Raw genomic sequence first — 16,760 nt, 5'->3', positions numbered from 1 at the left:
GGCTCGGGTGCCTCGGGCCTCAGCCCCGGGTCTCCTCGCGGCGGCAGTACAGGAAGAGGTGGGGCTCGGGACCCGCACCGGGGTGGTCCGGGGTGAAGGTGGGGCTGTGGCGCGACAGCACGGTCAGCCCCGCCGCCTCCACCATGGCGATCACGTCGTCCTCGGCGAAGCTCGTCGCGCGGACCTCCCGGCCCAGGAAGACCACCTCGACGTCCTCCACGTCCGCGGCCACGGTGGACAGCACCAGATGCCCACCGGGCCGCAGGGCCAGGGCCAGCCGTCGCATCAGGGCCGACTGCTGGGCGCGGGTCATCTGGAGCAGGGAGAAGAACACGCACACACCGTCGAACGAGTCCGAGCCGAGGGGGAGGTCCCGGATGTCGGCGCAGCGGAACTCGGCCCCGGGTACCTGACGGGCGGCGAGTTCGACCATGACGGGGGAGACGTCGACCCCCAGCACCGAGTGTCCCGCCTCGACGAGCGCGGCCGCGGTGGGCCGCCCGGTGCCGCTGCCCACGTCCAGCGTCCGCGCGGCGGGCGGCAGCCGCTCGGTCAGCCACTCCAGCGCGGACAGGTGCGCGGGGGCGTGCGCGAACGCCTTCTCGTAGTCGGCGCCCAGCGCGTCGAACAGCACGGCGGCGGGCGGGCGTTCGTCCTCTTGGCTCACGTCGGCGTCCCCTTCGCTCGCGGACCCGCATCGTCGCACCCGCCGTACACAAGCCACAACGGCCCGCCCGGTGCGCGTCCGGGCGGGCCGGACAGGGGAGAATGAGGGCCGTACCCCACGGTCGACTCTTGCGGAGGAGCGGGCACATGCAGGACGCGCGAGCGGGACAGGTCGCCGGGCCCGAGGACCTCATCGATGTGGCCCGCCTGGTCACGGCGTACTACGCGCTGCACCCGGACCCGGCCGAGCCCGGGCAACGCGTGGCGTTCGGTACCTCAGGACACCGCGGCTCGTCGCTCGCGGCGGCCTTCAACGACGACCACATCGCTGCCACCAGCCAGGCCATCTGCGAGTACCGCACGGCCCAGGGCACCGACGGCCCGCTCTTCCTCGGCGCCGACACCCACGCCCTGTCCGAGCCCGCGCGGATCACGGCCCTGGAGGTGTTCGCCGCCAACGACGTGACCGTCCTCGTCGACCAGGCCGACGGCTACACACCCACCCCGGCGGTCTCGCACGCCATCCTCACCCACAACCGGAACCGCGCCTCCGGCCTCGCCGACGGCGTGGTGGTCACCCCCTCGCACAACCCGCCCGCCGACGGCGGCTTCAAGTACAACCCGCCGAACGGCGGCCCCGCGGGTTCCGAGGCGACCTCCTGGATCCAGGACCGCGCCAACGAGATCATCACCGGCGGCCTGAAGGACGTACGGCGCATCCCCTACGCCCGTGCCCTGGCCGCACCCGGCACCGGCCGCTACGACTTCCTCGGCACGTATGTCGCCGACCTGCCGAACGTGCTGGACCTGGAGGCGATCCGGGCCGCCGGTGTGCGGATCGGCGCCGATCCGCTGGGTGGCGCCTCGGTCGCCTACTGGGGCCGGATCGCCGAGCAGCACCGGCTCGACCTGACGGTGGTGAACCCGCTCACCGACCCCACCTGGCGCTTCATGACGCTGGACTGGGACGGCAAGATCCGCATGGACTGCTCCTCGCCGTACGCCATGGCCTCGCTCATCGAGCAGCGCGACCGGTTCGACATCGCCACCGGCAACGACGCCGACGCCGACCGGCACGGCATCGTCACGCCGGACGGGGGCCTGCTGAACCCCAACCACTATCTGGCCGTGGCGATCTCGTACCTGTTCTCGCACCGTCAGCAGTGGCCCGCGAGTGCCGGGATCGGCAAGACCCTCGTGTCGTCCAGCATGATCGACCGGGTCGCGGCGGACGTCGGCCGGCCGCTGGTCGAGGTCCCGGTCGGCTTCAAGTGGTTCGTGGACGGCCTGTCGGACGGCTCGCTCGGCTTCGGCGGCGAGGAGTCGGCGGGCGCGTCCTTCCTGCGCCGGGACGGCTCGGTGTGGACCACCGACAAGGACGGCATCATCCTGGCGCTGCTCGCCTCCGAGATCACAGCCGTCACCGGCAAGACCCCCTCGCAGCACTACGCGCAGCTCACCGACCGCTTCGGCGCCCCCGCCTACGCGCGCGTGGACGCCCCGGCCTCCCGCGAGGAGAAGGCCCTGCTCGCCAAGCTGTCCCCGCGCCAGGTCACCGCCGACACCCTCGCCGGCGAGCCGGTCACCCAGGTGCTCACCGAGGCCCCCGGCAACGGTGCCGCCCTCGGCGGGATCAAGGTCGCCACCGCCAACGCCTGGTTCGCGGCCCGGCCTTCGGGCACGGAGGACGTCTACAAGATCTACGGGGAGTCCTTCCTCGGCGCGGACCACCTGCGGCAGGTCCAGGAGGAGGCCAGGTCGGTGGTGCTCGCGGCGCTGGGCGCGTGACGCGGCCGGCACCGTTCGGATCAGCCGTCCAGTGAGGTGAGCGTGTCCCGCAGCCAGGTGAGTTCGGCGCGGGACGTGGCGCGCGCGATCGTCAGGATTCCGCGCCGGAAGGGATCGTCCAGCTCCTCGGCGCGCAGCGGCCGGTCACCCTCGTGGAAGAAGCTCGCGGGTTCCTCCAGGAACGCCAGCCTGCGCCGCAGCACGGCCGCCTGCGCTGCGGCGTCGTCCAGGTGCCGGAGGAACGCGAGCAGCGTGAACCAGCGGTTCTCGTCGGTGATGTCGCGCTGCACGGGCTCGGCGAGCCGGCGGCGCAGATCGCGGCGGCCGTCCTCGGTGAGCGTCAGGACGTGTCGTGGGGCGGCGACGGAACCGGGCTCCGTCGCGCGCTCCAACAGCCCGGCCTTCTCCAGGCGCTTGATCGCCGGATAGAGCGTGCTCTCCGCGATGGGCTTCACGTGACCGGTCAGCGCCGTGATGCGTTTGCGCAGCTCGTAGCCGTGCAGGGGGGCGTCGTAGAGGAATCCGAGGATGGCGAGCTCCAGCATGCCCGCATTCTGCCGTACATCCGGTGCGCGCCTGGTGTACATCGGATGATGAATACTTCGGCTTATCAATACATCGGAACCGATGTATGGTCCTGGTGGTGATTCCGAGGGAGGACGCGATGAAGCAGGCCGAGTTCGACGGCAAGGGAAGCCGCATCCGGTGGACGGAGGTGCCCGGCGAGGAACCCACGCGCGTGTACGTGCACGGACTGGGGTCGGTCTCGTCCGTCTACCACGCCCACATCGCGGCCCGGCCCGAACTCGCGGGCAACCGAAGCCTGTTCGTGGACCTGCCCGGACACGGCATCAGCGACCGGCCCGAGCACTTCGGTTACACCCTCGACGACCACGCGGGCGCCCTGGCGGCGGCGCTGGACGCGGCGGGTGTCAGGGGTGCCGAGCTCGTCGCGCACAGCATGGGCGGCGCCGTCGCCCTGGTGCTCGCCCACCGGCGCCCCGAACTGGTCTCCCGTCTGGTGCTCACGGAGGCCAACCTGGACGCGTTCCCGCCGCCCGCCGCGGGCAGCAGCGGGATCGCCTCCCACGAGGAGGAGGCCTTCGTCGACGGTGCCTACGCGCGCGTGCTGGAACAGGTCGGCCCGCTGTGGGCGGCGACCATGCGGCTGGCCGACCCGCGTGCCCTGCACCGCTCGGCGGTCGGGCTGAGGCGTGGCTCCGAGCCCGTGATGCGCACGATCCTCGAAGGACTCGCCATCGAGCGCGTGTATCTGCAGGGCGAGTCGAGCGGTGAACTCGACGGCAGGGCCGGCCTGGAGGCCGCGGGGGTGCGCGTGGTGACCGTGCCCGGCGCCGGCCACAACGTCATGTTCGACAATCCCGACGCCTTCGTGGCGGCGGTCGCCGGTCGGGGCTGAAGGGGCGGAGCGGCCGGGCTCTCCCGGTCAGCCGTCCCGCACGGCCAGTGCCAGGAACCGGGTGTCCTCGTCGACGTACGACGTCATACGCCACCCGGAACCGGCCAGCAGGGGCCGGAGGTTGGGCTCCGCGCGCAGGTCGTCCGGCGTGATCCGCCGGCCCTGTCGTGCCGCGAGCGCCGCCCTGCCGATCGGGTGGAACAGCGCCAGCACGCCGCCCGGACGCACCACGCGCGCCAACTCCCGCAGATTCTCGGCCGGATCGGGCAGATGGGAGATCAGCCCCGCCCCGAACACCGCGTCGAGCGACTCCGCGCGCAGCGGCAGCGCGGCCACGTCGGCGAGCAGCAACTGCCCGTCCCGGTCCCGCCCGGCCCGTACGGCGGCCTGGAGCATGGCCGGGGTCAGATCGGCCCCGAGGACCGCTCCCGAGGGCCCCACGGCCGCACGCAGGGGCGGCAGGGCACGTCCGGTGCCGCAGCCGGCGTCGAGCACACGATCCCCCTCGCGCAGTCCGAGGCCGGCGACCGCGGCGGCGTAGGCGGGACCGTCGTCGGGGAAGCGGGCGTCCCAGTCGGCGGCCCGGGCACCGAAGAACTCCTGGACATGTGTGTGGTCGTCGCTCATGGTCCGCATGATCTCCCACCGACAAGGATGACGCTCCTGCGCACACGTTCGAGCGCGACGCGATCGTTCAAGTACATCTCTGCGTCATATTCCAACACCTTTCGAACTGCGCCCCCTTTGTGCGTCCATGCCCCGACTAGCGTCCCGGACCCATGGGACACCTGGACCACGCCGCACTCGGCTGGCTGACCCCCGTGCTGTCGTACGTGATGGCCTGCATCGGCGCCGCACTCGGGCTGCGCTGCACCGTCCGCGCGCTCGGCGCCACGGGGCGTTCACGCCGCAACTGGCTCATCACCGCCGCCTCCGCGATCGGAACCGGCATCTGGACCATGCACTTCGTGGCCATGCTCGGCTTCAGCGTCAGCGGCACCGACATCCGCTACGACGTACCGCTCACCATCGTGAGCCTCCTCGTAGCCATGATCGTCGTCTGCGCCGGAGTCTTCGCCGTCGGCTACGGCAAGGACCGCGCGCGGGCGCTCTTCCTCGGCGGTCTCACCACCGGACTCGGCGTGGCGAGCATGCACTACCTGGGCATGGCCGCCGTCCGCCTGCACGGCGACGTGAACTACGACCCGGTCCTCGTCGGACTGTCCGTGCTGATCGCCGTCGTCGCCGCGACGGCCGCCCTCTGGGCCGCGCTCAACATCAAGTCGCCGGTCGCCGTCACCGTCGCCTCACTCATCATGGGAGCCGCGGTGAGCAGCATGCACTACACCGGGATGTTCTCGGTGAGCGTGCACGTCAGCCCCTCCGGCGCGGCCCTGCCCGGGGCCACGGCGATGCAGTTCATCTTCCCCCTCGCCGTCGGCCTCGGGTCCTATCTCTTCCTGACCTCCGCCTTCGTCGCGCTGTCACCGACGTCGGGGGAGCGCGAGGCGTCCGCCTCGGCCCAGCGGCCGGTCCAGAGCGTCACCGGTTGAGGTACCCGTCGGGCCGCCGGGCCCGCCCACCGACCACTCCCGAGGCAGGAGGCCATGCGTACACCCCGTAGGACCCCCACGAACGGCGCCGAGGCGGCGGCCCCGCCCCCCGCCCGCGGCCGCCGCGCGCACGCCGGACCACCCGCCGACGAAGACCTGGACGAGCCGACGGGCGCCGTACCGGAGGAGACGCTCACGCGCGCGGGACGGTGGTTGATACGCCCGCGCACCGTGCGCGCCAAGATCGTCTGCCTGCTGATGGTGCCGGTCGTCTCGCTGCTGGCCCTGTGGGCGTACGCCACCGTCAGCACCGCCCAGGACATCTCCCGGCTACGGCAGTTGCAGCGGGTGGACGCCGAGATCCGGTCCCCGGTCGCGGCCGCCGTCGCGGCCCTCCAGGCGGAACGCGCGGCCGCCGTGCGCTATGCGACCGACCCGACCGGCGGCCGCGGCGGAGACCTCAAGGCCCTTGCGGAAGGCACGGACAAAGCCCTGGCGAAGCTCCGGCTCGGCGACGACAACACCGTCGCCGACGGTGAGGAACTGCCCGCCGGAGTGGCCCAGCGCCTGGAGACCTTCGTGACCGGCGCCGAGCAACTGCGCTCCGTGCGCACCGCGGTGCTCGACCGCCGCGCGGGCTGGGACGAGACGTACGGGCGCTACACACGGACCATCGCCACGGCCTTCGGCGTGGGCGGCGCCCTCACCGGCATCCAGGACGCCGAACTGGGCTCCGACGCGCGCGTGCTGCTCGAGTTCTCCCGCGCGGGAGAGGCCCTGGCCCAGGAGGACGTGCTGCTGGCCGGTGCCCGGCTCGCCGGACGCATCGACGGCGAGCGGCTGCGGCTGTTCACCGGAGCCGTCGACACCCGCCGAACCCTCACCGAGTCCGCCGTCGCCGACCTGCGCGGCCCCGAACGCGCCGTCTGGCAGGACCTCGCCGACGGCAGCGACTACGCCGCCGTGGGCACCGTCGAGGACAAGGTCCTCGCGAGCCGCGCGGGCGTGGCGGCCATCGCCGCGGCACCCGAGGCCACCTGGAGCAAGGCACACGCACGCGTGCAGGACGGGATGCGGACCATCGAGGAGGACGCCGGACGCGGCGTCGCGGACCAGGCGGACCCGTTCACCCGCGGGCTGCTCACCCCGGCCGGCGCCGCCGTCCTGCTCGGCCTCGCCGCCGTCGCCGCCTCGCTCGTCATCTCCGTACGCATCGGACGCGGCCTGGTCATCGAGCTGGAGGGGCTGCGCAACAGCGCCCTGGAGATCGCGCGCCGCAAACTCCCCGAGGCCATGCGGAAGCTGCGGGCCGGCGAGGAGATCGACGTCCAGGCGGAGGCCCCGCCCGGACCGCCCTCGGAGGACGAGACGGGGCAGGTCGCCGAGGCCCTGGGGACCGTGCACCGCGCCGCGCTGCGGGCCGCAGTGGAACGCGCCGAACTCGCCAGCGGCATCTCCGGGGTGTTCGTCAACCTGGCCCGCCGCAGCCAGGTCCTCGTGCACCGCCAACTGAGCCTGCTGGACAACATGGAACGCCGCTCCGAGGACCCGGGCGAGCTCAGCGACCTCTTCCGGCTCGACCACCTCACCACCCGGATGCGGCGCCACGCCGAGAGCCTGATCATCCTCTCCGGAGCGGCACCCGGCCGCGCCTGGCGCATGCCGGTCTCCCTGACCAACGTGGTGCGCGCGGCCGTCTCCGAGGTGGAGGACTACGCGCGCGTGGAGGTCCGGCAGCTCCCCGAGGCGTCCGTCGTGGGCGGGGCCGTCGCCGACGTCACCCACCTGCTGGCCGAGATCGTCGAGAACGCCGCGCAGTTCTCGCCCCCGCACACACGCGTGCGCATCACCGGCGAACCCGTGGGCAACGGCTACGCCGTCGAGGTCGAGGACCGGGGCCTCGGCATGGGCAAGGAGTCCCTCGCCGAGGCCAACCACCGCATCGAGCAGTCCGAGGCGCTCGACCTGTTCGACAGCGACCGGCTCGGACTCTTCGTGGTCAGCAGACTCGCCGCCCGGCACGGCATCAAGGTCCACCTGCGCACCTCGCCCTACGGCGGTACGACGGCCGTCGTCCTCCTGCCCACCGCCCTGCTGCACAGCGGCGCGGAGGAACGTTCCCCTCGCAGGACCGTGGAGCAGGAACACGCCTACGCGCGGGTGCCCGGCGCCGCCCGGTCGCAGGAGTCCGTGCACGCCTCGGCCGACCGGCCCGCACTGGTGGCCCCCGCACCGGTCGCCGCGGAGGCCAGGAGGGAAGTCGCGGCGCCGGCGAGGGCCGAGTCCGGGTCCGACACCCCACCCCCCGGAGTCACCACCTTGCGACTGCACCGTCCCCCGGACGACTCCGAGGAGTCGGACGACCTCCCGCGCCGCGTCCGCCAGGCGAACCTCGCCCCTCAGCTGCGAGAACCACGCGCGGAGGAACCGGAACCGCACTCCGACCCACGGGGCGAGGACCGGCGCACCCCCGAGCTCGTACGGGACCGGATGGCGGCCTACCGAGACGGCTGGGCACGCGGCGGCGGACGCCGGCCCGGCCGCGGCGCCACCCCGGATTCCCCCGCGGTCAGCGACAGCAGCGAAGGAGACCCCGCATGATCCAGGATCCCGGCATGAGGGCCGCTCAGAGGTCCGGAGAACTCGACTGGCTGCTGGACGACCTGGTGCTGCGCGTCAGCGAGGTACGGCACGCCGTGGTGCTGTCCAACGACGGTCTGGCCGTGGGGGCGTCGACCGACCTGCGGCGCGAGGACGCGGAGCACCTGGCCGCGGTGGCCTCCGGTTTCCACAGTCTGGCCAAGGGCGCGGGCCGTCACTTCGGCGCGGGCGGAGTGCGCCAGACCATGGTCGAGATGGACGACGGCTTCCTGTTCGTGGCGGCCGCCGGTGACGGCTCCTGCCTCGCCCTGCTCACCGCCGTGACCGCCGACATAGGCCTGGTGGCCTACGAGATGGCACGGCTCGTCAAGCGCGTCGGCGAGCACCTGTACACGGCGCCGCGCGTCGCCGCGCGGCCTCCCGCCGGATGAGACGAGAAGGGCGGTCCACGCTCATGACGCAGGACATGACGGACGCCCCGCGGGAGCAGGGCAGTCAGTGGTACGACGGTGAGGCCGGGCCTCTCGTCCGCCCGTACGCCATGACGGGCGGACGCACCAGACCCGGCCCCACCGGGGTGCGTTTCGACCTCATCGCCCTGGTCACGCTGGACGTCGCCGCGCCCGGTGTCGACGACGACACCGCGCTCGGACCGGAGCACCGGGCCCTGCTCGAACTGTGCCGCGTGGAGACCCAGTCGGTCGCCGAACTCGCCGCGGGCGCCGACCTGCCCGTCGGCGTGGTCAGGGTGCTCCTCGGCGACCTCCTGGAACTCGGCTGCGTCACCGTCAGCCGCCCGGTACCGCCCGCGCAGCTTCCTGACGAACGGATTCTGCGCGAGGTGATCGAAGGGCTGCGGGCACTGTAGATGAAACTTCGCAACCGAACGCGCGCGAACCGGCCACATGGGTCAAATAGCGGTCTAACTCCTCGAAGGGGTACCGCAGTTGTCATCATGCTGACTTCGCACACCTGCACCGTCGGCCGTTACCGGTACCCCCGAGAGAAGTGATCAATGGTCTCCGAGACTTCCGATGCCCAGGGCGGCGATTCGACCGCGCTGGCGTTGAAGATACTGGTCGCCGGCGGATTCGGCGTGGGCAAGACCACCCTGGTGGGCGCGGTCAGCGAGATCAGGCCGCTGCGCACCGAGGAACTCCTCAGCGAGGCCGGTCAGTTGGTGGACGACACCGACGGCGTGGACCAGAAGGTCACGACCACGGTCGCCATGGACTTCGGCCGCATCACCATCCGGTCCGGTCTCTCCCTCTACCTCTTCGGAACCCCCGGCCAGGACCGGTTCTGGTTCCTGTGGGACGAGTTGTCGCAAGGCGCCCTGGGGGCCGTGGTCCTCGCGGACACCCGGCGCCTGGAGGACTGCTTCCCCGCGGTCGACTACTTCGAGCACCGGCACATCCCGTTCGTCGTGGCCGTCAACTGCTTCACGGGCGCCCGCACCTACGGCGCGAGTGAGGTCTCGCGCGCCCTCGACCTCGACCGCGGCACCCCCGTGGTGCTCTGCGACGCCCGGGACCGCGACTCGGGCAAGGAAGTGCTGATCCGGCTCGTCGAGTACGCGGGACGGATGCACACCGCCCGACTGCTCGACTCGGTGGGCTGACGCCGGTGCTCGTGCAAAGGTTCGGCCATCTTCCGCGGCTTGGCCCGTCCTCCTTGCCCGGACACCGGCCGTCGGGAAGGGTGGCCGGGAGATCCTCCGGCCAGGGGGAGACGTCACACGGGGAGACGGAGACATGGCGCAGAACCAGGGACTCGGCTGGCTGCTGGACGATCTGACGGAGCGCGTCGACCACGTACGACACGCACTGGTTCTGTCCAACGACGGGCTGGTGGCGGGAGCGAGCACGGGGCTGCGCCGCGAGGACGCGGAGCACCTCGCCGCCGTCGCGTCCGGACTGCACAGCCTGGCCAAGGGGTCCGGACGCCACTTCGGCGCCGGCAGAGTGCGGCAGACGATGGTCGAGTTCGACGACGCGGTGCTGTTCGTCACCGCGGCGGGGACCGGCAGCTGTCTGTGCGTGCTCAGCGGCGCGGAGGCCGACATCGGGCAGATCGCCTACGAGATGACCCTGCTCGTCAATCGTGTGGGCGAGCACCTCGGCGTGGACGTCCGCCGCCCTGAACAGAGCTCGGCCATGGACCTCTGACCTGCTGATTGTCCATCCCCCGTGGAGTTATCCACAGGCTCGGGCGGTGCCGCGCCGAACCGGTTACGGTTTTTTCACGGCGAGCGCACACAGCGTGAGCGACCGACTCCACGGGGGAGTACGACCATGTCAGGCAGCACCATCACCCCATCCCACCAGCTCTCCTGCGCGCCGAGCCGCGCGGCACGGGAACTGGGTCTCAAGCGAAGCGAGTTCGACCTCGCCGTCCACCTCGGCCACATCTGGACCGTCCCCGACGAAGGCGGTGGAGGCCGCCGCGTCTCCCGCTCCGAGATCGACCGGCTGCGCTCGGAGGACGGCTTCCCCGACGCGCTGCAGGAACGTGTGCGGGTCGTGGGCACCACCGAGGGCGCGGCCGTCATGGATGTGCCCGTCGGCAGGTTCACACGCCTGGCGCGACTGGGCGTGGTGGCGCCGGTGCGCTTCTATCTGAACCGGTACCGGGCGGTGGTCTGGCTGTATCTGGCCGACGAAGTCCGGCAGTTCGCGGCCGATGAGGAGAACTTCCCTCTGCTGAACGCCCGTCGCACGCCCGAGGGCATGCGTGACCTGCTGGACGCGGGGCTGGACCTGCGGGCACGCAACTGGCGTGGACGCCACCGGGAGTTCCTGCTGCGAGTGGCCGACGGCCCCTGGGAGAGCGCCGGGGCCCTGGCCGCCTTCCTCGACCCCGTACAGATCTCGGAGATCGTCCCCGACCCCTATGAGCGCTCCCACCTCACGCGCTTCCGGCCGGGCCCGCCGGCCCAGGGCGCCCAGGGTTCACCCGCCGCCTACCTCGCCGAGAGGATCATGACGGCGGACGACCCGGACGAGATCAGCGGGTTGAGGTCCGCCCTCACCCGGACCCTGGCGGACGCCCGCGGGCTCCGGCCCGCGCCACGACCCGCTGCCAAGGAAGCGACTCCCGTGCCGGAGCAGCCGTCCGCCGCTGCGACCACCCCCGAGCAGCAGTCCCGCGGCCTGCTCGGCTGGCTGCGCCGCAGAAGCGTATGAGCCGCACCGACAGCCGACCGGCCTACAGCGCCCGGAACAGCCCTTCCTGGACGACGGACACCAGCAGTCGCCCCCGCACGTCGTAGATCCGCCCGCGGGCCAGCCCCCGGCCGCCCGTCGCGATGGGCGACTCCTGGTCGTACAGGAACCACTCGTCCGCGCGGAACGGCCGATGGAACCACATGGCGTGATCCAGCGACGCGATGTCGAAGCTCCGCGGGCCCCACAGCGGTTGGACCGGGATGCGGACGGCGTCCAGGAGGGTCATGTCACTGGCGTAGGTCAGCGCGCAGGTGTGCACGACCGGATCGTCGCCGAGCGGTCCGACCGCGCGCATCCACACCGCGCTGCGCGGCTCGGCGTCCTTGACCTCCTCGGGCGTCCAGCGCAGCCGGTCCACATAGCGGATGTCGAAGGGCTGGCGACGCGCCATCCGCTCCAGCTGTTCGGGCAGCGCGCCCAGATGTTCCCGGATCTCGTCCGTCACCGACGGCAGCGACTCCGGGTCCGGGACCTCGCGGGCCGGCGGCAGCTGGTGCTCGAAGGGACCTTCCTCAGGCTTGTGAAAGGAGGCGGTGAGATTGAAGATCGTGCGGCCCTGCTGCACCGCGGTGACCCGACGGGTCGTGAACGACCTGCCGTCCCGCACCCGTTCGACCTGGTACACGATCGGCACACCCGGCCGGCCCGGACGCAGGAAGTACGCGTGCAGCGAGTGCACCGGGCGGTCGCCCTCGGTGGTGCGGTTGGCGGCGACCAGTGCCTGGCCCGCCACCTGGCCGCCGAAGACCCGTTGCAGGGACTCGTTGGGGCTCAGGCCGCGGAAGATGTTGACCTCGATCTGCTCCAGGTCGAGCAGGTCGACCAGTCTCTCGGCCGGGTTCGTCATGGGTGGGATTCTCCTGTGCTCACAGCTGGCCGACGTCGGTGACGCGGACGACCGCACGGCCCTCCGCGTCGGAGGCCGTCAGATCGACCTCCGCGCTGATGCCCCAGTCATGATCGTCGTTCGGGTCGTCGAAGATCTGACGGACCCGCCACAGACGGTTCTCCGGCTCCTCCTCGATCAGGAGCAGCTTGGGGCCGCGGGCGTCGGGACCGGTGCCGAGGTCCTCGTACTCGTCCCAGTACTTGTCCATCGCCTCGCCCCAGGCGTCGGCGTCCCAGCCGGCCTCGGCGTCCAGCTCGCCCAGCTCCTCGACCTGGTCCAGCGCGGCGAGCTCGACACGGCGGAACATCGCGTTGCGGACGAGGACCCGGAAGGCGCGCGCGTTGGTGGTGACCGGCTTGACCTCGTCGGCCTTCTCCTGGGCCTCCTCGGCGGTCATCTCCGCCGGGTTGGCGAGCTGCTCCCACTCGTCGAGCAGGCTGGAGTCGACCTGGCGGACCATCTCGCCCAGCCACTCGATGAGGTCCTGGAGATCCTCCGACTTGAGGTCGTCCGGGATGTTGTGGTCGAGCGTCTTGTAGGCACTGGCGAGGTATCGCAGGACAATGCCCTCGGTGCGAGCGAGCTCGTAGAAGGACACCAACTCCGTGAAGGACATGGCCCGTTCGTACATGTCACGGATGACGGACTTCGGGGAGAGCGGATGGTCGCCGACCCAGGGGTGGCTCTTGCGGTACGTGTTGTACGCGTGGAAGAGCAACTCCTCCAGAGGCTTCGGGTAGCTGATGTCCTGGAGCCGCTCCATACGCTCCTCGTACTCGATGCCGTCCGCCTTCATGGCGGCCACGGCCTCGCCCTTCGCCTTGTTCAGCTGGGCGACGAGGATCTGGCGCGGATCGTCCAGCGTCGACTCGACGACGGAGACCATGTCCAGGGCGTAGGACGGCGATTCGGGATCGAGGAGTTCGAACGCGGCGAGCGCGAAGGTGGACAGCGGCTGATTGAGCGCGAAGTCCTGCTGGAGGTCCACGGTGAGGCGGACGATGCGGCCGCTGGCGTCCGGCTCGTCGAGCTTCTCGACGATGCCGCCGTCCAGCAGCGAGCGGTAGATCGCGATGGCCCGCCGGATGTGCTTGAGCTGCTGCTTGCGCGGCTCGTGGTTGTCCTCCAGCAGATGCCGCATCGCCTCGAAGGCGTTGCCGGGACGGGCGATCACCGACAGCAGCATCGTGTGCGTGACCCGGAAACGCGACGTCAGCGGCTCCGGGTCGGAGGCGATGAGCTTGTCGAAGGTGCTCTCCGACCAGGCGACGAAGCCCTCCGGAGCCTTCTTGCGGACCACCTTGCGCCGCTTCTTCGGGTCGTCGCCCGCCTTGGCGAGCGCCTTCTCGTTCTCGACGACATGCTCGGGCGCCTGCGCGACGACGAAACCCGCCGTGTCGAAGCCGGCCCGCCCGGCGCGGCCGGCGATCTGGTGGAACTCACGGTTGCGCAGGGTGCGGACACGGTTGCCGTCGTACTTGGTCAGGGCCGTGAACAGCACGGTGCGGATGGGGACGTTGACGCCCACACCGAGCGTGTCCGTGCCGCAGATGACCTTCAGCAGACCGGCCTGCGCGAGCTTCTCCACCAGACGCCGGTACTTGGGCAGCATGCCGGCGTGGTGGACGCCGATGCCGTGCCGCACGTAACGGGAGAGGTTGCGGCCGAACTTGGTGGTGAAGCGGAAGTTGCCGATCAGCTCGGCGATCTGCTCCTTCTCCTCCTTCGAGCACATGTTGATGCTCATCAGCGCCTGCGCCCGCTCCACGGCCTGCGCCTGCGTGAAGTGCACGATGTAGACCGGCGCCTGCCTGGTCTGGAGGAGCTCGGTCAGGGTCTCGGTGAGCGGGGTGAACTTGTACTCGTAGGACAGCGGCACCGGACGGACCGCCGAGCGGACCACCGCCGTGGGACGGCCGGTGCGCCGGGTGAGGTCCTCCTCGAACATCGAGACATCGCCGAGCGTGGCCGACATCAGGATGAACTGCGCCTGGGGCAGTTCCAGGATGGGGATCTGCCAGGCCCAGCCGCGGTCCCCCTCCGCGTAGAAGTGGAACTCGTCCATGACGACCTGGCCCACGTCCGCCTGCTTGCCGTCGCGCAGCGCGATCGAGGCGAGCACCTCGGCGGTGCAGCAGATGACGGGGGCGTCGGAGTTGACGGACGCGTCGCCGGTCAGCATGCCGACGTTCTCGGTGCCGAAGATCTTGCACAGCTCGAAGAACTTCTCCGAGACCAGCGCCTTGATCGGCGCGGTGTAGAAGGTGACCTCGTCCCGGGCCAGCGCGGCGAAGTGCGCGGCCGCGGCGATCATGCTCTTGCCGGATCCGGTGGGCGTCGACACGATCACGTTCGCACCCGAGACCACCTCGATCAGCGCCTCCTCCTGATGGGGGTAGAGCGTGAGCCCGCGCTCCCCGGCCCACGACTCGAAGGCTTCGTAGAGGGCGTCGGGGTCTGCGGTCTTCGGCAGCTGATCGATGAGGGTCACCCACCCATCTTGCCTGCCCTCCTGCCCCAGAGGGGAATCGGATGCGGATGCGAAGATCACGAGCAGTACGCTGTGTCGCCGACAGAGCGTCAGCACGGCCGGTCAACTGGACAGCGGCACAAGAGGAATGGGGCGGGCAACGGCGATGATGGGACCAGCACACTCACTATCAGGAGCCGCCGCCTGGCTCGGCGTCGGAGCCGCGGCCGCCGCGGCGGGCCACACGATGCCCTGGCCGGTCCTGCTGACCGGGGCCCTGATCTGCGCCGGGGCGGCGCTCGCTCCCGACCTCGACCACAAGGCGGCCACCATCTCGCGGGCCTTCGGCCCCATCTCACGGGGCCTGTGCGAGATCGTCGACAAGCTCTCGTACGCCGTCTACAAGGCGACGAAGAAGCAGGGCGACCCCCGTCGCTCCGGTGGCCACCGCACGCTCACCCACACCTGGCTGTGGGCGGTGATGATCGGCGCGGGCGCGTCGGTCGCGGCGATCACGGGCGGGCGCTGGGCGGTCCTCGCACTGCTCTTCGTGCACATGGTGCTGGCCATCGAGGGACTGCTGTGGCGGGCGACCCGCGGCTCCAGCGCCGACATCCTGGTCTGGCTGCTGGCCGCGACCAGCTCGTGGATCATCGCCGGTGTCCTGGACAAGCCGGGCAACGGCTCGGACTGGCTGTTCACCGCGCCGGGCCAGGAGTACCTGTGGCTGGGGCTGCCCGTTCTGCTGGGCGCGCTGGTGCACGACATCGGGGACGCGCTGACGGTCTCCGGCTGCCCGATCCTGTGGCCGATCCCGGTGGGCCGCAAGCGCTGGTACCCGATCGGGCCGCCCAAGGCCCTGCGGTTCCGGGCGGGCAGCTGGGTCGAGCTGAAGGTGCTGATGCCGGCGTTCATGCTGCTCGGCGGGGTGGGCTGCGCGGCGGCGCTGAACTTCATCTGAGGAAGCGGCCGGGAGCGGGTGACCGGGACGGCCTCAAGGGGCGCTCGCCCGATGCCGCCCCGGCCCGCCTCGGCCGGCGCTCACCCCTCGGTGCCCGGCCCCGTCCCACCTCCGTACCGTCGCTCGAACTGGGCGACCCGTCCCTCCGAGTCCACCGTCCGGGCCTTGCCGGTGTAGAAGGGGTGGCTCTCCGAGGAGATCTCCACGTCCACGACGGGGTAGGTCTCGCCGTCGTCCCACTCGATGGTCCGGTCGCTGGTGGCGGTGGACCGGGTCAGGAAGGCGTAACCGGCGGAGCGGTCGCGGAAGACGACCTCGCGGTAGTCGGGGTGCTTGTCCTGCGGCATGTGTACTCCTCGGGGTCAGCCGGACAGGGCGTCCTCGTCGACGATGTGCATCGCGGCCTCCTCGGCCGACGCCGCCGCACCGTCGATGCCCACATCCGTCGCGATCAGCCCACTCTCGTCGTCCTCGTGGGCGCCTTCGTCGGGGGCCACGAGCCGGCCGGAGCGGCGGGCACCGACCTCGTTGTCCAGGAGCTCGCCGTCACTGCCGTCGCAGTCGCCGAGGCCGTCACCGTCGGGTACGGAGGCGTCCGGCAGCTCCTCGGCGAGCCGTTGGTCCAGGGTCTCGCGTTCGCCCGCCGTCACCCCGGTGTGCTCGACCGCCCAGGGACGCTCAGGAGGAGACCAGCCCCGGTCGAGGGGGTCGCCGACACCGTCGTCGTCGAGGGTGTCCTCCGCGTCCAGCAGGCCCGCGTCGTCCTGTACCTCGGACCCGTCGGGCTGGTAGACGTCGTCTCCCCATCCGTCGGCGCTGTTCACGGATACCTCCAGGTGGTGAGGCCGGGCCCGTGGCCACCGCGGCCGTCCGCGGTGCGGGCACAGGCTGCGTCCGGCGCGAAACGCGTGGTGTCCGGACGCTCCCCGAACCGGTGCCGCTCTCCAGCCTTCCACCCCCTTTCGGCACCGCGCAACGGCACGGACCGTGGAGAGGGCCCCGAGCGGAGGGCCGGAGCGGGGACGCGGCCAGTCGGACGGCCCCCGGACAGCGAGGACCGCCGGCTCCTGATCAGCGCCTCACCAGGCGGTCGGCGGAGCAATCCGGTGCGCCGTGGGTCGGGCCATCCCGGACCCCGACGACGACCGTCCCGAAAAGTGGCGGACACGCGGACCGGCTGTCCGG

The 16,760-nt window shown here is 71.4% G+C and carries 17 protein-coding genes; 10 read left to right on the top strand and 7 right to left on the bottom strand.

The annotated features are described in order from the left end of the window. Positions 1-19 precede the first annotated feature (19 nt). A complete protein-coding gene (locus HLK59_RS04310; protein ID WP_171139854.1) occupies positions 20-667 on the bottom strand; it encodes a class I SAM-dependent methyltransferase in 648 nt (215 codons plus the stop codon). A gap of 146 nt (positions 668-813) precedes the next feature. Here HLK59_RS04310 and pgm point away from each other — a divergent pair, with 146 nt between their 5' ends. After that, positions 814-2,454 (top strand): phosphoglucomutase (alpha-D-glucose-1,6-bisphosphate-dependent), encoded by a 1,641-nt coding sequence (gene pgm / locus HLK59_RS04305; RefSeq protein ID WP_171139853.1) that lies wholly within the window; start codon positions 814-816, stop codon positions 2,452-2,454. A gap of 20 nt (positions 2,455-2,474) precedes the next feature. Here the strand turns inward: pgm and HLK59_RS04300 are convergent, their stop codons facing one another. Then, positions 2,475-2,999: a PadR family transcriptional regulator gene (locus HLK59_RS04300; RefSeq protein ID WP_171139852.1), complete on the bottom strand. Its 525-nt coding sequence runs from the start codon at positions 2,997-2,999 to the stop codon at positions 2,475-2,477. Positions 3,000-3,118: 119 nt separating this feature from the next. Between HLK59_RS04300 and HLK59_RS04295 the strand changes: the two genes are divergently transcribed. Next, entirely contained in the window at positions 3,119-3,874 is a 756-nt protein-coding gene (locus HLK59_RS04295) for an alpha/beta hydrolase (RefSeq protein WP_171139851.1), read from the top strand. A gap of 27 nt (positions 3,875-3,901) precedes the next feature. Here HLK59_RS04295 and HLK59_RS04290 read toward each other — a convergent pair whose 3' ends face one another. Then, positions 3,902-4,501: a class I SAM-dependent methyltransferase gene (locus HLK59_RS04290; protein WP_171139850.1), complete on the bottom strand. Its 600-nt coding sequence runs from the start codon at positions 4,499-4,501 to the stop codon at positions 3,902-3,904. 152 nt (positions 4,502-4,653) lie between these two features. On the opposite strand from HLK59_RS04290, the gene HLK59_RS04285 reads away from it, so the two are divergent. The 7 genes from HLK59_RS04285 to HLK59_RS04255 all read left to right on the top strand — a co-directional run bounded on the left by HLK59_RS04285 (position 4,654) and on the right by HLK59_RS04255 (position 11,213). Then, positions 4,654-5,427: an MHYT domain-containing protein gene (locus HLK59_RS04285; protein WP_171139849.1), complete on the top strand. Its 774-nt coding sequence runs from the start codon at positions 4,654-4,656 to the stop codon at positions 5,425-5,427. Positions 5,428-5,481: 54 nt separating this feature from the next. Further along, positions 5,482-8,028, top strand: a complete 2,547-nt coding sequence (locus HLK59_RS04280; protein WP_171139848.1) for a nitrate- and nitrite sensing domain-containing protein — start codon at positions 5,482-5,484, stop codon at positions 8,026-8,028. Further along, a complete protein-coding gene (locus tag HLK59_RS04275) occupies positions 8,025-8,459 on the top strand; it encodes a roadblock/LC7 domain-containing protein (protein ID WP_171139847.1) in 435 nt (144 codons plus the stop codon). The genes HLK59_RS04280 and HLK59_RS04275 overlap by 4 nt, the downstream gene beginning before the upstream one ends. 23 nt (positions 8,460-8,482) lie before the next feature. Next, complete coding sequence (locus HLK59_RS04270; RefSeq protein WP_171139846.1) at positions 8,483-8,896, top strand: DUF742 domain-containing protein; 414 nt, start codon at positions 8,483-8,485, stop codon at positions 8,894-8,896. A gap of 147 nt (positions 8,897-9,043) precedes the next feature. Continuing rightward, positions 9,044-9,649 (top strand): ATP/GTP-binding protein, encoded by a 606-nt coding sequence (locus HLK59_RS04265; protein ID WP_171139845.1) that lies wholly within the window; start codon positions 9,044-9,046, stop codon positions 9,647-9,649. 133 nt (positions 9,650-9,782) lie between these two features. After that, positions 9,783-10,196: a roadblock/LC7 domain-containing protein gene (locus HLK59_RS04260; RefSeq protein ID WP_171139844.1), complete on the top strand. Its 414-nt coding sequence runs from the start codon at positions 9,783-9,785 to the stop codon at positions 10,194-10,196. Positions 10,197-10,322: 126 nt separating this feature from the next. Then, complete coding sequence (locus HLK59_RS04255) at positions 10,323-11,213, top strand: DUF6397 family protein (protein WP_171139843.1); 891 nt, start codon at positions 10,323-10,325, stop codon at positions 11,211-11,213. A gap of 22 nt (positions 11,214-11,235) precedes the next feature. On the opposite strand, the gene HLK59_RS04250 is transcribed toward HLK59_RS04255, so the two are convergent. Both HLK59_RS04250 and HLK59_RS04245 read right to left on the bottom strand, forming a co-directional pair. After that, positions 11,236-12,102, bottom strand: a complete 867-nt coding sequence (locus HLK59_RS04250) for an acyl-CoA thioesterase II (protein WP_171139842.1) — start codon at positions 12,100-12,102, stop codon at positions 11,236-11,238. Positions 12,103-12,121: 19 nt separating this feature from the next. Beyond that, the gene (locus HLK59_RS04245) at positions 12,122-14,635 is read right to left on the bottom strand and encodes a DEAD/DEAH box helicase (RefSeq protein ID WP_171139841.1); all 2,514 of its coding nucleotides are present in this window, start codon (positions 14,633-14,635) and stop codon (positions 12,122-12,124) included. A 145-nt stretch (positions 14,636-14,780) separates the two neighbouring features. Between HLK59_RS04245 and HLK59_RS04240 the strand changes: the two genes are divergently transcribed. Further along, positions 14,781-15,575 (top strand): metal-dependent hydrolase, encoded by a 795-nt coding sequence (locus HLK59_RS04240; RefSeq protein WP_171139840.1) that lies wholly within the window; start codon positions 14,781-14,783, stop codon positions 15,573-15,575. Between the two features lie 80 nt (positions 15,576-15,655). On the opposite strand, the gene HLK59_RS04235 is transcribed toward HLK59_RS04240, so the two are convergent. After that, a complete protein-coding gene (locus HLK59_RS04235) occupies positions 15,656-15,922 on the bottom strand; it encodes a type B 50S ribosomal protein L31 (protein WP_171139839.1) in 267 nt (88 codons plus the stop codon). A gap of 15 nt (positions 15,923-15,937) precedes the next feature. Next, the gene (locus HLK59_RS04230; protein ID WP_171139838.1) at positions 15,938-16,399 is read right to left on the bottom strand and encodes a DUF5709 domain-containing protein; all 462 of its coding nucleotides are present in this window, start codon (positions 16,397-16,399) and stop codon (positions 15,938-15,940) included. Between the last annotated feature and the right edge of the window lie 361 nt (positions 16,400-16,760).

Source organism: Streptomyces sp. S3(2020) (assembly GCF_013044505.1).
GTDB lineage: Bacteria > Actinomycetota > Actinomycetes > Streptomycetales > Streptomycetaceae > Streptomyces.
Note: the sequence above shows the minus strand (reverse complement) of the source record. Positions and strands in the feature narration are given on the sequence as shown.

What these genes read in the sequence shown, in the direction of transcription:
- pgm (WP_171139853.1), top strand. Translation starts at nt 814, where the DNA reads ATGCAGGACGCGCGAGCGGGACAGGTCGCCGGGCCCGAGGACCTCATC.
- HLK59_RS04300 (WP_171139852.1), bottom strand. Translation starts at nt 2,999, where the DNA reads ATGCTGGAGCTCGCCATCCTCGGATTCCTCTACGACGCCCCCCTGCAC.
- HLK59_RS04295 (WP_171139851.1), top strand. Translation starts at nt 3,119, where the DNA reads ATGAAGCAGGCCGAGTTCGACGGCAAGGGAAGCCGCATCCGGTGGACG.
- HLK59_RS04290 (WP_171139850.1), bottom strand. Translation starts at nt 4,501, where the DNA reads ATGAGCGACGACCACACACATGTCCAGGAGTTCTTCGGTGCCCGGGCC.
- HLK59_RS04285 (WP_171139849.1), top strand. Translation starts at nt 4,654, where the DNA reads ATGGGACACCTGGACCACGCCGCACTCGGCTGGCTGACCCCCGTGCTG.
- HLK59_RS04280 (WP_171139848.1), top strand. Translation starts at nt 5,482, where the DNA reads ATGCGTACACCCCGTAGGACCCCCACGAACGGCGCCGAGGCGGCGGCC.
- HLK59_RS04275 (WP_171139847.1), top strand. Translation starts at nt 8,025, where the DNA reads ATGATCCAGGATCCCGGCATGAGGGCCGCTCAGAGGTCCGGAGAACTC.
- HLK59_RS04270 (WP_171139846.1), top strand. Translation starts at nt 8,483, where the DNA reads ATGACGCAGGACATGACGGACGCCCCGCGGGAGCAGGGCAGTCAGTGG.
- HLK59_RS04265 (WP_171139845.1), top strand. Translation starts at nt 9,044, where the DNA reads ATGGTCTCCGAGACTTCCGATGCCCAGGGCGGCGATTCGACCGCGCTG.
- HLK59_RS04260 (WP_171139844.1), top strand. Translation starts at nt 9,783, where the DNA reads ATGGCGCAGAACCAGGGACTCGGCTGGCTGCTGGACGATCTGACGGAG.
- HLK59_RS04255 (WP_171139843.1), top strand. Translation starts at nt 10,323, where the DNA reads ATGTCAGGCAGCACCATCACCCCATCCCACCAGCTCTCCTGCGCGCCG.
- HLK59_RS04250 (WP_171139842.1), bottom strand. Translation starts at nt 12,102, where the DNA reads ATGACGAACCCGGCCGAGAGACTGGTCGACCTGCTCGACCTGGAGCAG.
- HLK59_RS04240 (WP_171139840.1), top strand. Translation starts at nt 14,781, where the DNA reads ATGATGGGACCAGCACACTCACTATCAGGAGCCGCCGCCTGGCTCGGC.
- HLK59_RS04235 (WP_171139839.1), bottom strand. Translation starts at nt 15,922, where the DNA reads ATGCCGCAGGACAAGCACCCCGACTACCGCGAGGTCGTCTTCCGCGAC.